This window comes from Pseudomonas sp. 37 R 15, from assembly GCF_900004865.1.
Classification (GTDB): domain Bacteria; phylum Pseudomonadota; class Gammaproteobacteria; order Pseudomonadales; family Pseudomonadaceae; genus Aquipseudomonas; species Aquipseudomonas fluorescens_AM.
On sequence record NZ_CVTV01000030.1, the window covers coordinates 86543 to 101020 of the forward strand.

The 14478-nt window shown below is 62.5% G+C and carries 10 protein-coding genes; 4 read left to right on the forward strand and 6 right to left on the reverse strand.

Annotated features, from left to right (window positions below; all coding sequences use genetic code 11):
• The first annotated feature begins 60 nt into the window (after positions 1-60).
• The 3 genes from BFQ04_RS10380 to BFQ04_RS10390 are packed head-to-tail and all read left to right on the forward strand — an operon-like array spanning position 61 to position 6176.
• Positions 61-945: an ABC transporter ATP-binding protein gene (locus BFQ04_RS10380; RefSeq protein WP_065950736.1), complete on the forward strand. Its 885-nt coding sequence runs from the start codon at positions 61-63 to the stop codon at positions 943-945.
• Positions 942-3995, forward strand: a complete 3054-nt coding sequence (locus BFQ04_RS10385) for a hypothetical protein (protein ID WP_065950737.1) — start codon at positions 942-944, stop codon at positions 3993-3995. The genes BFQ04_RS10380 and BFQ04_RS10385 overlap by 4 nt, the downstream gene beginning before the upstream one ends.
• A gap of 33 nt (positions 3996-4028) precedes the next feature.
• The gene (locus tag BFQ04_RS10390; RefSeq protein WP_065950738.1) at positions 4029-6176 is read left to right on the forward strand and encodes a TonB-dependent receptor; all 2148 of its coding nucleotides are present in this window, start codon (positions 4029-4031) and stop codon (positions 6174-6176) included.
• Positions 6177-6260: 84 nt separating this feature from the next.
• Here BFQ04_RS10390 and BFQ04_RS10395 read toward each other — a convergent pair whose 3' ends face one another.
• Complete coding sequence (locus tag BFQ04_RS10395) at positions 6261-8315, reverse strand: TonB-dependent receptor (protein ID WP_083217955.1); 2055 nt, start codon at positions 8313-8315, stop codon at positions 6261-6263.
• 232 nt (positions 8316-8547) lie between these two features.
• On the opposite strand from BFQ04_RS10395, the gene BFQ04_RS10400 reads away from it, so the two are divergent.
• Complete coding sequence (locus BFQ04_RS10400; RefSeq protein WP_065950740.1) at positions 8548-9537, forward strand: helix-turn-helix domain-containing protein; 990 nt, start codon at positions 8548-8550, stop codon at positions 9535-9537.
• Positions 9538-9777: 240 nt separating this feature from the next.
• Here BFQ04_RS10400 and BFQ04_RS10405 read toward each other — a convergent pair whose 3' ends face one another.
• The 5 genes from BFQ04_RS10405 to BFQ04_RS10425 all read right to left on the reverse strand — a co-directional run bounded on the left by BFQ04_RS10405 (position 9778) and on the right by BFQ04_RS10425 (position 14478).
• Positions 9778-10509, reverse strand: coding sequence for a TIGR03747 family integrating conjugative element membrane protein (locus BFQ04_RS10405; RefSeq protein WP_065950741.1), 732 nt, complete (start codon positions 10507-10509; stop codon positions 9778-9780).
• A gap of 90 nt (positions 10510-10599) precedes the next feature.
• Positions 10600-12708, reverse strand: coding sequence for a type IV conjugative transfer system coupling protein TraD (gene traD, locus BFQ04_RS10410; protein WP_065950742.1), 2109 nt, complete (start codon positions 12706-12708; stop codon positions 10600-10602).
• A gap of 8 nt (positions 12709-12716) precedes the next feature.
• Positions 12717-13232, reverse strand: a complete 516-nt coding sequence (locus tag BFQ04_RS10415; RefSeq protein WP_065950743.1) for an integrating conjugative element protein — start codon at positions 13230-13232, stop codon at positions 12717-12719.
• A complete protein-coding gene (locus BFQ04_RS10420; protein ID WP_065950744.1) occupies positions 13229-13777 on the reverse strand; it encodes a lytic transglycosylase in 549 nt (182 codons plus the stop codon). The genes BFQ04_RS10415 and BFQ04_RS10420 overlap by 4 nt, the downstream gene beginning before the upstream one ends.
• Complete coding sequence (locus BFQ04_RS10425) at positions 13759-14478, reverse strand: TIGR03759 family integrating conjugative element protein (RefSeq protein WP_065950745.1); 720 nt, start codon at positions 14476-14478, stop codon at positions 13759-13761. The genes BFQ04_RS10420 and BFQ04_RS10425 overlap by 19 nt, the downstream gene beginning before the upstream one ends.

A 14478-nucleotide genomic window follows, 5' to 3' on the forward strand; every position in this document is an offset into this window, starting at 1 on the left:
CCACGGCCTTGACTACCGTCGCTCGCCGCCCTCTTGCAGGGCCTCTTCATGGAGTTGCGGATGTCTGTCGATTCGGGTTTACAAGTGCGCGGCCTGCGCAAGCGCTACAACAATGGCGTCGAAGCGTTGCGCGGCGTGGACCTGAGTGTTGGCCCCGGGATGTATGGCTTGCTCGGTCCCAACGGCGCCGGCAAGAGCAGCCTGATGCGCACCCTGGCGACCCTGCAGCTGCCGGACGCCGGCAGCATTCACCTGGACGGCGTGGACGTTCTACGCGGCCCCGACCATCTGCGTCGCCGCCTGGGTTACCTGCCGCAGCAACTGGGCGCGTACCCCGGCGTGAGTGCGCGGGATTTGCTCGACCGGTTCGCCTGGCTCAAGGGCCGTACCGATAACCGCCAGCGCCGCGAGGAAATCGAGGCCCTGCTGGATAAGGTCAACTTGCAGCAGGCGGCCCACCGTGCGTTGGCGACCTATTCGGGCGGCATGTTGCGCCGGTTCGGTATCGCCATGGCACTGGTGGGCTCGCCGCGCCTAGTGATCGTCGATGAGCCAACGGCGGGCCTCGACCCGGCCGAACGCAACCGTTTTCATCGAGTGCTGGCGGATGTCGCCGCCGAATCCATCGTGCTGCTCTCGACCCATATCGTCGAAGACGTCGAGAACCTGTGCAGCCGCCTGGCGGTGTTGGCCGGCGGGCAGATTATTGTCGAAGGTCGCCCGGCCGACTTGCTCGCTGCCGAACAGGGCCGCTTGTGGGAAGCGCCGTTCAGCCGTGGTGAATCGTTGCCCGAAGCATTGCATGTGGCCGCCAGCCCGCAAGGCAGTCGCGTGATCGTGCACGGCGAGCGTCCGGCAGACCCGCGTTTCAGCCCCCACGCGCCGCGCCTGGAGGATATCTATTACCTGGCGCTGGCCCAGGCCGGCGAGGCGGTGGACGCATGAATACCTTCGCCTTGCTGTTGCGTGAAGCCTGGGTGGAAGTCCGCGCCGGGCTGCGCAGTGGCATTCCCTTGTTGGTGTTTCTTGGCCTCACCGGCTACCTGCTGATGTCCCTGACGAATGCCGACTATGTGCAGAAAATGGGCGCCAGCGACATTGCCCGCAATGCACCCAGCCTGATTTACTTGATGTCGTGCGGTTGCATGTTCTTCCTGTTTTTTGCCTGGGCCTGGGTGTTTGCGCAGCCGGCCCTGCGCGACCGCAAGGCGCAGTTAGAAGAGGTGCTACTGGCCTTGCCGCTGTCGCTGCCGGCGCTACTGTGGGGGCGTTTTATCGGCGCGGCGCTGGTGGGTGGGTTGCTCGCCAGTGCGTTGATTGTTGGCTTTCTGGTCAGCCCGGTATTGGGCTGGCTCGGTTGGGTACCAGCGGCGAGTATCGGTGCGCCGGTGTGGTCGGCGTTGGCCTTTGCCTGGGTCGCCTTGTTGTTGCCGGTGAGTACGGGGATCGGTGCGTTGTATTACCTGCTGACGTTGCGCAGCCGTGGCCTGGCTGCGCCCTTTGCCCTGGCGACGGTATTGATGCTGCTGTGGATGTTTGCGGTGGTCGTACTCAAGGGCGGGCATATCAACCCGCTGTTGGCGGCCAGCCTGGACCCGTCGCTATTTACCTTTGCCCAGGCCCAGGTCGAAACCTGGAGCGCCGCGCAGAAGTCGCAGTCGCTGCTGGCGCTGACGCCAGGGTTCTGGCTCAACCGCGCGTTGTGGTGTGTGTTGCCGCTGCTGGTGCTGGCCGTGGTGTTGGCGCGCACCACGCGCCAGGGCCTGATGGGCCGGCTCAGCGGTGCGGTGCTGGCGGAACCGCCGATGCTGCGCAGCCGTGACGTGCAATTGCCGGGTCCGTTGACGGCCAGTCGTTGGACGCACGCGTTGTGGCATGAAGCGCGCTGGCAGGTACGCCAGTTGTTTGCACGGCGGATCTGGTGGGTGGCGCTCGGCTTGCTGCTGGTGATGGGCGTGCTCAGTGGTTTTGTCCACGGCGTGTGGCATGCGCGCGGGCCGATGGTGCCACGGGCGGATCTGACCCTGCCGCTGTTGTCGAGCGCGTTGTTCCTGGTGATCGCCTTTATTATCGCGGCGCTGGTGGGCCTGGTGTGTCGGCGTGATGACGTCGAAGGCCTCGGGGCGATGTTGCAGGCGACCCCCGCACCGACCTGGCTGCGATTGTTCGGCCGTACGGCCTGTGTGTTGTTGGCGACCCTGACCTTGGCGCTGGTGCCAGGCATTGCCAGCCTGCTGATCAGCGCCATCGCTGCGCCCGATAGCCTGGCGCCGGGCTTTGTACTGGTCTACCAAGCGCTGGTGTTCGCGCCGCCGCTGCTGGAACTGGCCGCGCTGACGGTGCTGCTGCACGCGTTGATTCGCCGCTCGGGGCTCGCGTACGCCACGTCGATGCTGCTGACGTTTTTCCTGGTGCTCAACCACGAATTGGGGCTGGTCAGCTACCCCGCCTATGCGATGGGGATACCGGCGCATGTGGCGTTGTCGCAACTCGCCGGCTGGGCGCCCTGGTTACCGTATCTCGGCACCCTGGCAGGCTGGAAACTTGCAGGTTGCGCGGTGATGGTCGGCGTGGCGGCACTGGTGTTACCTCGCGGTCCCGAGCGCCGCCGTTTCGCTGACGTGCGCCAGCCGTTGCCGCTCGGCGTGTTGGCCCTGGGCGCCTTGAGTCTGCTGGGCAGTGGCGTGGCTTTGCACCATCACCTGGTGGAGCAGGGCGACTACCAATCGGTGGCCGAGGAGCGTGTTGATCGCGCCGCCTGGGAACAGCGCTGGCTGCCGGGCGCAACGGCTTGGCAGGTGGCGGGTGGGCGCGTGCAGCTGCGCGTGGATTCTGCTGCGCGTCAGGTTGAGGGCCAGTGGACGCTGGACGCCGTGGTGGCCAACCAACTGGATGCCGAGTTGCCGCCAGGCTTGCAGGTGACGGCAGTCAGCGTGATGGGGCAACCGGTCACGTTCGAACAGGCGACCGAGCACCTGCGCGTGCCCCTGGTACCTTGTGCGACGAACGCCTGCACTGTGGTATTGAACTGGACGGTCAGCGCCAACGGCTGGCCGTCGGAAGGCGAAGCGTTCTGGTTGGGGCCGCACGGTGTGTGGCTGCAAGCGCGCCGCGTTATGCCGCGCCTGGGGCTGGACAGTGAGCGGCTACTGCGTGCGCCGATGCAACGCAGCGAGGTCGGTTTGGCAGCCGACGTGCCCACCTTGGCGGCAGGTTCCGCCGTCGCCGTGGAGGCCATCGCGCCGGCGGGCGACTGGCAATGGCAAGTTGAGATTGATGGACAGGACTTCAACGGTCACAGCGCGGCGCCCTTGGATTTTGCCTACAGCTTGCAGGCAAAGGCGGATGCCAGCCGCCAGCAAACGGCTGTTGAAGTGCGCGAAGACCTGGACCTGATGAGCGCCTGTGTGGCGCGACGCCTGGGCAGTCGCCCGGTGGTGGAGGGCGTGAGCCAGTGGCCGACCGGCATGGGCGACAGCCGCTTGAGCCACGGTCAGCTGTTGCTCGCCCAATCGCCGGATTGGGACGTGGCCGCGACCGGCGTCGGGCGTTCGGCACGCCGTGCGCATATTGCCGAACTGCTTGCCCGTCGGGTGTTGATTGACGCCAGCGACCTGCGCCAAGTGCCGGGTTACCTGTGGTTGAGCCAGGGCGTGGCGGGCGCGATCGGCTTGCTGTGTGTGGCGGATGTAGACGGTCCTGAGGCGCGCGCGGCACTGGTGAAACTCATGGCCGATGACCTGACCCGCGCGCTGGGCAATGACGGCGAACCCGTCGGCACCCTGGCTGATGCCCGCGAGCAGGGTTGGGCCGCCACTTATGCAGCGCTGGCGAGCCTGGCATGGACCACCGAACAAAACCCCGAACAACTGACGGCAATGACCGCCGCCATCCGAAACGGCCAGGGATGGCCGGCTGCGATCCAGCCCTTGTTGGGCGCGCCTGATCCTCACGCGATTGCCGCTGCGCTTGAGCGCTGGGGCCCTGCGCAATGAATTCGAACCATCCCTGCCTTTTGGAGCTTTGTCATGTCATCTGCACTGTTTATCCAGCCGCTGCGCCGTCCCCTCGGCTGGCGGGCCAACGTCTTGACCCAGGCCATGGCGCTGGGCTTGTCCAGCCAGATGTGCACGGCCTATGCCGCTGACTATCAGCCGCAGGCCTCCGCGGAGGCCATCGAACTGGCACCGCTGACGGTCAGCGCGCGCTTGAGTCAGGAGAGTGCCAAGGGCATCCCCTTTGGCCTTTCGGTAATCGATGGGAAAACCCTCGAGACCCGGCGCCTGCGCACCCTGGAAGATGCGCTGCGCACCACGCCGGGGGTGGACGTGAACTCCTGGGGCGGCGCCAATGACGCCAATGTGCGTATCCGTGGTGTCGGCTCACTGAACCAGATGAGCATGGATGACGGTTCGGTGGTGTTGAATATGGACGGCGTGCCGATGTCAGTGCGCAATGCGGCGCTGGCGACGCTCGACGTGCAGCAGGTGGAGGTGCTCAAGGGCCCGCAGGGCACCTTGCTGGGGCGCAACAGCGAGGCGGGCGCGATCAACGTCACCACCCGCAAACCGACGCGCGAGCTGGAGGGGTATGTGCGCGGCGAAGTGGGCAACCAAGGCCAGTTCATGACGGAAGGCGCCGTGGGCGGGCCGTTGACCGACTCGCTGGCCGGGCGTATCGCGGTGCGCCGCAGCGGCTTTGATAACTGGGTCGATGACCAACAGGACGGCGACCCGCTGACCAAACCACGTGACTTGGCCCTGCGCGGCAGCCTGCTGTGGGACAACGACCAGGGCACCACCGGCCTTTTGACCGCCGAGCGCCAGCGCGCCGAGCACTATGCGGGCCTGGAACTGCTGCGTCCGTTTGGCAATCGCCCGAGCCTGGACTACACGCCAGGTACCTTTGATGGCAACCAGAAGACCAACGAGCGTTACTCCTTCGAACTCAACCACGACCTGGCGCAGTCGCGCATCACCTCGATCAGCGCCTACACCAGCACCGACTTAAATGCCGTCAAAGGCTACGATCGCAACATCACGCGGGCGTTGTACGGTTCCCCGTTCGAATACCTGATCGAAGACTCGGCCCATGAGCGGGTATGGAGCCAGGACCTGCGCCTGGGATCACTGGCGGATGCCGATGTGTTTTGGGTGACGGGTCTCAACCTGTCGCGCTCCGAACGCAGTTTCGATTCCAACAACTTCACCAATGGCGCGCAACAGTTGCGCGACTTCAGCACCAACAGCTACGCGGCCTATGGCGAGGTGACGTACCCGATTGCCGAAGACTGGAAACTCACCACCGGCCTGCGCCACACCTGGGACCGCAAGACCTATGGTGCCGATTATTCCAGTGGCGGCGCGCAGATCAGCGACAGCCGGCGTTTGCAGGACAACTACAGCACCGGACGCGTGGCGCTGAGCTACGCGCTGACGCCGCAGACCAACGTGTACGCGGTGCTGTCACGGGGCTATAAGTCGGCGGGGTTCAACGACTACGCTACGTCGATCAAGGACAGCGAGCCCTACAAGGCCGCCAAGGTGAATTCCGCCGAATTAGGCTTCAAACATGAAAGTGCCGGGGGCGACCTGAGCCTGGAAGGGGCGTTGTTCATCACGCGCGTGCAGGACGACCACCTGCTGGGCTACGACTTCAACACCCTGGCGGTCAGCGCAGTGAATGCCGACACCCGCAGCAAGGGCGCTGAGCTGTCGACCACCTTGCACGTCACCGATGAACTGACCTTGGGCAGTGCCGTGAGCTACACCAATTCGGTGGTAACGTCGGATGCGCCGGGTGTGTCCGGCGGTGACGTGGCGGCGGGCAGTCGCGTGCCGGATGTGCCGCTGTGGAGCGGCAACTTCAGCGTCGCCTGGCAAAAGAACCTGGGGGCCTTGCTCGGGTTGCCGGCGCCACGCCTGAACACCTTGCTCAATTACCGCGTACAGAAAAACCGCCCGGCCGACCCGCAGAACCACTACGACCTCAAGGGCTACGCCAAACTTGACCTGCACCTGGGCCTGGAGAGTGGCGGCTCAGAGATCTACCTGTGGGGCGACAACCTGCTGGATGCACGCTACGACCTGTACGGCTCGTACTCCACCGACCAGGTACTGACCGGCATGCCAGGACGCGGGCGTTCGGCAGGCGTGGGGTATAGCTACCAGTTCTGAACCCCAGTTGTGGCCGTCGCCGGCAAGCTGGCTCCTACAGGTTGCCATTGGTGTAGGAGCCGGCTTGCCGGCGACGGGGGCGGGTCAGAACTGATAGGTGTAGCCTACGCCCAAGGTACGGCGGCGTGCCGGTGCACCGTAGGCCAACGGGTCACTGTAGAAACCGTAGGTGTCGTAAGTCTGGTTCAGCAGGTTGTCGGCGAAGGCATAGACTTCGCCGTATTTGCTTTCCAGGCCCGCGCGCAGGTCGAGTTTCTCGTAGTTGTCCAGGTTGAAGTGGTTTTGCGGGTCGGCTGCGCGCTCGCCCACCAAGTGATAGTTCAGGCTGGTGTTGAGGGTGGTTTCACCGAGGCTGGCGAAGGTGCCCAGTGGGTTTTTCCAGCTGGCGTTGAAGTTGCCGCTCCAGCGCGGAACATCCGGGGTGCGGTTGCCGGCAGCGACGTCACCGGCCTGGATGCCTTGCACGCCGCTGGTGATCTTGGCATCGAGGTAGGTGGCGCTGGCGGCCAGGGTCAGGCCGTAATCGAAACGCCAGCTGCCTTCCAATTCGGCACCACGGGTGCGGGTGTCGGCGTTGAAGGCATTGGTGGCGAAGGTTGCTGCGTCGTAGCCGAGCAGGTGATCGTCGTGCACACGGGTAAAGAACAGCGCACCGTTGAGGCTGCCGCGACGGTCTTTGGTTTCACTCTTGAAGCCCAGTTCCGCGGCTTTGCTGACGGCGGCTTTGTAGGGTTCGCTGTCGGTGACTTGCGAGGCATAGTCATTGAAACCACCGGATTTATAGCCCCGCGCGAGTTGCACGTAGACGTTGGTTTGCGGCGTGTAGGCGTAGCTCAGGGCGACGCGGCCGGTGCCGTAGTCGTCCGTCAGCTTGCGTGAGTCTTGCACCGCACTGCTGCCAGAGAAGTACTGACCGCCGTAGGTCTTGCGGTCCCAGGAGTGGCGATAGCCGGTGGTGAGTTTCAGGCGCTCGGTGAGGGGGAAGGTGACTTCGCCGTAGCCGGCGTAGGTGGTGGTGGTGAAGTCACGGTATTTGGCGCCGGTGGTGCCGTAGGTGTTGCGTGGAGTGTCGTAGCTGCGCTCGTTGCGGCTGGCGGCGAGGCCCGCCACCCAGAACACGTCGGAGTCGGGCAGCGAGCTCAGGTGCAGGTCCTGGCTCCAGCTGCGCTCGAAGGATTTGTCCACCACCCAGAATTCGCTAGGGGTTCCGTACAGGGCCCCCATGAGTTTGTTGTCGTAGGCGATCAGGCCTTCGAAGTCGGCGGTGGACGTGGCGGTGGTGGAGGTCAGGCGGCTGTTGGCGAAGTCGTGATCGACCTTGAGCGTATAGCGCTCGGTGGTCTTGTAGTTGTCGTCGAACAGGCCTGGCGTCAGGTCCAGGCTGGGGTCGCTGCCGTAAGGGCGCAACACCAGCGAGTTGGTGGCGCGCTTGGTTTTCTGGCGTTCGGTGCTGACCAACACATGGGTGTCATCGTTAAGGTCCCAGAGCAAGCTGCCTCGGTAGGCATCGTTACGCGGCTTGGTGATGGGGTGGTTAGTCTGGTCGTTGTCGATCCAGTTGTCATAGCCGGCACGACGCACAGCCAGGCGACCGCTGAGTCTGTCGCTGATCGGCCCGCCGATGGCGCCTTCGGTGAGGAATTGGCCTTCCTGGCCGACTTCGCCACGCACATAACCCTCAAGTTCGCGGGTAGGTTGGCGCGTGGTGATATTCATCGCGCCCGCCTGGCCAATTGCACCGGACAACGTGCCCTGAGGCCCCTTGAGCACTTCAATGCGCTCGACGTCGAGGGTGCCGAAACCGAGGCTGCGCGACGACACTGGCACGCCATCGATATTGAACGCCACCGAGCTGTCATCCATCGACATCTGGTAGAGCGAGCCGACGCCACGGATCAGCACGTTGAAGTCATTCGGGCCTCCGGAGGAGTTGACACTCACGCCGGACGTATTGCGCAGCGCGCTTTCCAGTGTGTCGAGACGCTGGGTGCGCAGTTGCTCGCCGCTGATCACGCTGAGGCTGATGGGCACTTCCTTCGGGTCTTCCTGCTCCATCCGCGCAGTTACCGTCGAGGCCGGCAGTTGCACGGGCTCGCTGGTGGCGGCGGCGAGCGCCGAATTGGCCAGTGTCAAACTCACGACTATTGTTATAGTATTACGTTTGTAGCAAGATTGGCGGGTAGCCGTCGTGTTGCATCGTGCAGACATGATGGGACCTTGACTGAGGATTCTGATCGGCGCGCGTTGCGGGCTGGCAGCGGCGATTTGGTGGAGCCTGTGCAGCGCGACAAATGCTAATAATTATCAATTGCATATATCTGCCCCGATGTGATCTGATTTGAGCCGTATCCGGTCAGCCAGGAGATTTACGATGTCAGCCGTTCAAGGAGGCGCAGGGGAGCCGATGCCGGTCTCGCGAATCATTACGGGAGGATATGGAAGCGACCTCGGGCCAGGGGCGCACTGTCGCGTCACCCGCGTGTCGCTGCAGGACGGGCTGGACATCGTGCGGTGGCAAAGCACGTTCGAACAGCCGATCGAGTTGCCCTTGCAGGACGACAGCGATTGCATCCATTTCAGTTTCACCAACCTGCTCAAGGGCAAGGCCGCGTGCAGCTTTCAGGAAGGGCGCCGGCAACGGCGCTATGCGATTGACGAGGGCGCCGGCAGCATCAGCTTCGGGCGGTGCCGCCATGGCCTTTATTACCAGCATGGCGAGATCGATAACATCACCGTGATGATCCGCCCCGCTGTACTCGCGCAGTGGGAACTCAAACTCGACCCGCTGCTGAACAAGGCGCTGGCCTGTGATCATTGCTTTCTCTATGGTCATCGCAGCGGCGAAATGAGCGCTACCGCGCATATGCTCGGCACCGCGATGGAGCAGGGCGCCAGCCTGCCGTCCGCCCAGCCGCGCAGCAGTCTGTGGCTTTACGGGCAAAGCGTCACCCTGGTGAGTCTGTTCTTGGAAGCACGCCAGGACGCCGAATGTACCTGTCGCGTCAGTAACACCGACCGCCAACGGCTTGTGCGTGCTCGTGATCGTCTGCTCGAGGACCTGGGCAAGGCGCCGAGCCTGTCGGAGCTGGCGCGTGAGTCCGGGTTGAGCCAGCCCAAGCTGACACGCGGGTTCCGCCAACTGTTCTTCAACAGCGTCTACGGCGTATTCCAGCAAGCACGGATGATCCAGGCGCGCAGCCGCTTGATGAGCGGCGATGAATCCGTGATGCGCATCGCCTCGGACCTGGGCTATGCCAACGCTAGCCATTTCGCCACGGCGTTTCGTAAGCAGTTCGGAATCAACCCCTCGACTCTCAAGAACGGCGGGAGAGGCAAATCATTTGGTGTTAGTGCGTTGTAAACGAAGTTGAGCCTAAGAGATCCAGATACGTTTGACGCAGGCAGGTGCGCAGCAAATCTGACGGATGCCACAGTGAAATAGGCCATGATTGCCAAAGCCACTTGAACATGGAAGGTTGGGAAGGTTGGTACTTTCACATGCTCGCAGCTGTCCAATATGAGTCTGCAACGAAAGTGTGTAACTGGCAATTATGCGCAGCCGGTGCTGCTTTCCATAACCTTGGAGGATAAATCTGATCTTTCAGAGGTGCTTTTTGAAGGTTGCTGCGGTGACTGTCATGGCTAACCCCAGCATGATCGCGCTAGGCAAAAAAAGAGCCATGGGATTGAGCGGAAAAGGCAGGGATAAGTAAATGATCCAGGGCGCGAACAGCAGTGGCATTACCGTACGCTTGGCGCGGTGATAAACAAAACTGCTTTCTCGGCCCGCGCCAAATTTGCGTAGGTCGCGGCGTATCAGGCCGTCAATAAACCCGGTGAACATAGTCACCAGAAACAGGGGAGTCGCTAAGGCCAAAATGGTCAGGCGCACTACGAAGGTAAAGGTCACATACACTGCAGCCAGCACGAAGTCCTCGATGCTCACGTAGAGCTGGTTGATCCAGCTCCAGAAGCCGTTGCCCTGGCTCGACATCCGCGCCTGTCGGGCAAAATCCGCAAAGCCAGTCTTGACCAGCAGCCACTGTTTGAGGCGCTCCAGCTCCTGAACAATCGTCGGTCCGGGTTGTTGGAGGATAAGTGAAGATTTGAAGTGCTCGCTGAGCCAGCCCAATTCGCTGGTCAGCATAGCCTGGCTGTGTCGCCAACCCTGATCGCCCCAGAACAGTAGCAGGCCGGCGAACTCGATGAGGATCGAGAACAGCAACGAGGCGATCAGCAATCCGATGACGCGCAGGACCAGACTGATCGCCGAGATGATCAATCCCGGACGCTGGATCGGTTGTGGCGGCGTGTTCTGGGTGGAAGTCGCCATAGTTCACCCCATTGCGCGCTGCAGAGTTGATGTGCGCAATACGTCTCCTGGATCGTTTTCTGCTGAATCGAAACCTGTGGCGGGGTAGGGCTACCCCACCTGATCCAGATCGAAGTTGGTAGTTGGGCCGCCACCGCTTGCGCTCCACCACTGTCCTGCCTGCTCGTTGTAGGTGGCCCGCATTCGCTGAGTGAGCTCCTGTAGGTCCTTGGGCATGGCATCGTCGTTGGAGGGTTTTGGCAATGGCATGCGGACTTTCCAGAGTTGCCCACCGGCCTGGAAGGAGAACATTTGTCCCTTGGGCAAACTGACGATGTGCGCAGGCTCGATCAGCGGCACGCTGGTGCTGCTGACACGGTCCTGTGAGGACGAGGTGAAGTCCGTATTGGCCTCAGGATCGGAGGTGTCGGTGGCGCCCGACACGAGGGTCATGGTCAGCACGTTTACCTTGGGCAACTGCTGGGTGAGCAGTTCAGCGGTGGCGGTTTCGCGCACGCGGAGCATCTGCAGGGTGTTGAAATTACCAATGACTTGGCCAGCCTTGGCACGGTTACCTATGCGCGCTTCGATATCGCTGAGGGTCTGGGTGTAGGCCGTCACCTGGATGCCGGCACCGCCACCCTTATTGATCAGCGGGATGAACTCATCGCCCATCAACTCGTTGAACTCGTCAGCGTGTAGGTTGATGAGCAGTTTGGCGCTGCTGTTGTTGCCCGATTGGGGCAGGCCATGGTCGATGCCGTGTTTGTAGATGTGTCCGGCGACCGAGACCAAGTCGGCGAACATGGAGTTGCCCACAGCGGCGGCCACCTCGGCGTCGGTCAGTGCATCCAAGCCGACATAGACGATGCCACGTTTTCGGATGATCTGCATCCAGTCGAAGATCGGCCGCGGGTCATCCAGGTCGGTGTAGTTGGGGGCCAGTAACTGGGCGGTCTTGCCGGTGGTGAGTTTCTCCAGCAGCGGCAGTAGCGAGGCAACGATCTTGTCGAAGTATGTACGGTCGTAGCGCACTGCCGAACGAAGTCCGTCCATTACTGGATCAAATACCCGTTTGGCCGCCAGGTACTGCTCGATGGCCACCACGCGCTTTTCGCGTCCCACCATGTGCCGGGGAATGTTTTTTTCGGTGAGCTTGCCTTCAAGTTGGACAATCACCTCCCAGGCCTTTGGGTCGGTCTTGGCGAAAAACTGCTGGGCGTATTCGATGAACAACGCATCGATATTGACCACATGTCGCTGGATCTGCAGGTAGTCCGGACGCCGACCCAACTCGATCAAAGCCCGGGCAATGATGTTGACGAAGCGCCACGCGAACTCACGGAAGGCCGCTGAGTTGCCTTCACCACTGAGTTGCCCAGCTATGCGTGACGCCACTTCCGAGATACGCCCGAAACGCCCCACTGCGTTGTAGCGCGCGGAGATTTCTGGCCAGCCTAGATGGAAAACATAGAATTCCTTTTCCCTCCCGGCGCGTTTGGCTTCCACGTACATGCGCTTGAGCAAGTCGGCATCGCCCTTCGGATCGAAGACGATGACCACCTCATGTTCAACGCGGTGAATGTCCTGAGTGATGTACACCTCGGCAAGTCGCGTCTTGCCTACACGAGTAGTGCCAAGCACCAGGGTGTGTCCGACCCGTTCGCCCAGTGGCAGACTGACCTCCGTTTCATTGGGCTCGACCCCATGCAACAGCGGCGAGCCACCTACCGGGGGCAAAGGGCGCAACGGATTGAAGGCACTGTCCCAGGCGGTGACACGGGCCAATGCAGAGAGAGGAAACGGTGCATGCTCCAGGCGCCGTTCGAGTCCGCGCGCCAGACGGTAGCTCGTCGGTTGGTCTACATAGTGGGCGAGCGCTGGATCTTGAGCTTCAACCAGGCGCTGGGTGTGCACGCGGGTCCAGCGAAAGCCGCGGCCCATGAACAGACGCTTGCGGCTGATCGGAATCTGCCGACTGGTCAGCTCGTAACGTGGCAGCCGACGGATATTGCGCCGATAGCGCAGCACCTCCCAAGCTTGTCGAAGCCGAATCAAGCCGAACAGGGCATAGGCCAGCGCCGCAATCAGCCCAATTTCGGGTGAAAGGGCCACAGCCCAGGGCGAGTATACGCATAACACCGCGGCGGCGATGCAGATCGCTACGGTGTACAGCTCCACCGCTGGCCGGAGCTTGGACTCCATCGCATGCTCGGTCATGACCTGACTCACTGTTCCAATGAGGTGGCAGTGATTAACACGGGGTAGTGCTCAATCTGCAGGCGGGCGGCGATGTCGTTGCCGTTCACCGGTAAGATGGTGATGCCCGGAGCGGCTGCTCGAATCCGGGCCAAAGCTTGGGTGTCGACCACTTCGACGGCAAGGCCTGCCGCACCCAGTTCCTGCAGTTCAGATGCGCGTTGACGCAGCCAGGTTAGCGACTGGGGATCGTCGCCCACCAGAAAGAAGGGTTGCAGGCCAGGCATGTTCAGGGCGCGAGATGCGATCTTGCCGGGACTCAAGTGAGAGCTGCGGACGGGCAGTATCCAAGCCTCATCGGCAAACTTGGAAAGGTCGGCAAACCCGGGCCGATCAGCCCCAACTTCGTTATTTATCGGCACGCCCATGGCTGGAAAATTGGGTGGGGTGAAGTCACTAGGCTGATCCCCGGCCACGGTCAGCTCCGGCTGGGCGAAAGGAGCTAAGAGCAGGATGACATAGCAGATAAAGGATATTCGCTTCATGGTGGTGTGCCCTGTTTGAAGGAAACCTGCAGTCGTTCGAGTTGTTTGGAAAAGCCGGCGCGGTAACGCGCGGCTGGCGTTCCTCCCGCCGGGCGGTGATAACGTCCGGCAGCCAACACCCAATCACCGGTGGCAGCGTGATGCTCCTGCAACAGCGCGGCGGTCACGGCGAGATTTCGGTAAGGGTCGAGGGCTTCGCAAGGATTGGAGAAACGTTGTCCGTGGTAACCCAAGTTGGTTTGCCCGAGTCCGGCATCGACCCGCTTGGGGTCATGTCTGGCGAGCGCCTGAAGCAAGGCGCGACAGGCAGCCTCGCGAGTGGCAAAGCGGTAAGGACTACCTGCGATGTTCAAGGTCCACGGCCAGGGAAGCAGTCGATCACGGACGCGGAGTCCACTCTCCTGCTGGGCAATCGCGAACAGCACCGTCGAAGGGATGCCGGCGTTATGCGCCGCCAGTTGATAGGCCGGAGGCGGAAGTTCGTCCGCCTGGGCGGCGAGCATCGTCAGCAGGAGCGCAAGACCACTCAGTCTAGGCGTTGCCATTGTCCGTTCACCTGTTGAAATGTGGCAGGCAATGGCCCCGGAGCACCCAGGCTGAACCAGCGACCACGGTCATGGTTCAGGGTGATCTGTCGGCGTTGAACCTGGGCCGGATCGATGTCCGCCTCCCGAGCCCAGCGTCGGACGCGTTCATCCTCGCCTTGGCTGCCCACCAGGTAGATATCGAATGCCGTGTCACTGCTTTGCAGACGCTGCGCTTCGGCGGTGCACGCCGGGCAGTGGTCCTCCACAAACAGGGCTTGGCGCGGAGCGACCGCTGAGCTGGTAGGGGACGGGGGTGCCATGCCCTGGATCGGCAGCAGCCCGGGAAACAGCTTGGCCCAGGCCGCGGTGTAAGTGTTTTGGTAGGCCAACTCGCGTTCGGCGCGTTTGGCTTCCAGCGCTACCTGTAATTCGGCATAGCGCTGGCGCTCCTGGTCGGTCTGGGCCTCGACTCCAAGTGCGGTCAGCGGATCAAGGTTCGGGCTCCAGAAACCGCGCGGGCCGGCTTGGATCTGTTCGAAGCGCGTCCACTCCTGCTCCGTCAGACCCCAGCTCGCCGCCTGTTGTGAGTCAGAGCGCCCCAGGGGAGCGGACTGCGTGTCCTGGATCTGTGACTGTGTCGCGACGGGGTTGCCCACCGCAGCGCCCATGGTCAGTAGCGAAGCTAGACAGACAACGGTGGGCAGTAGCGCTCTGTTCAT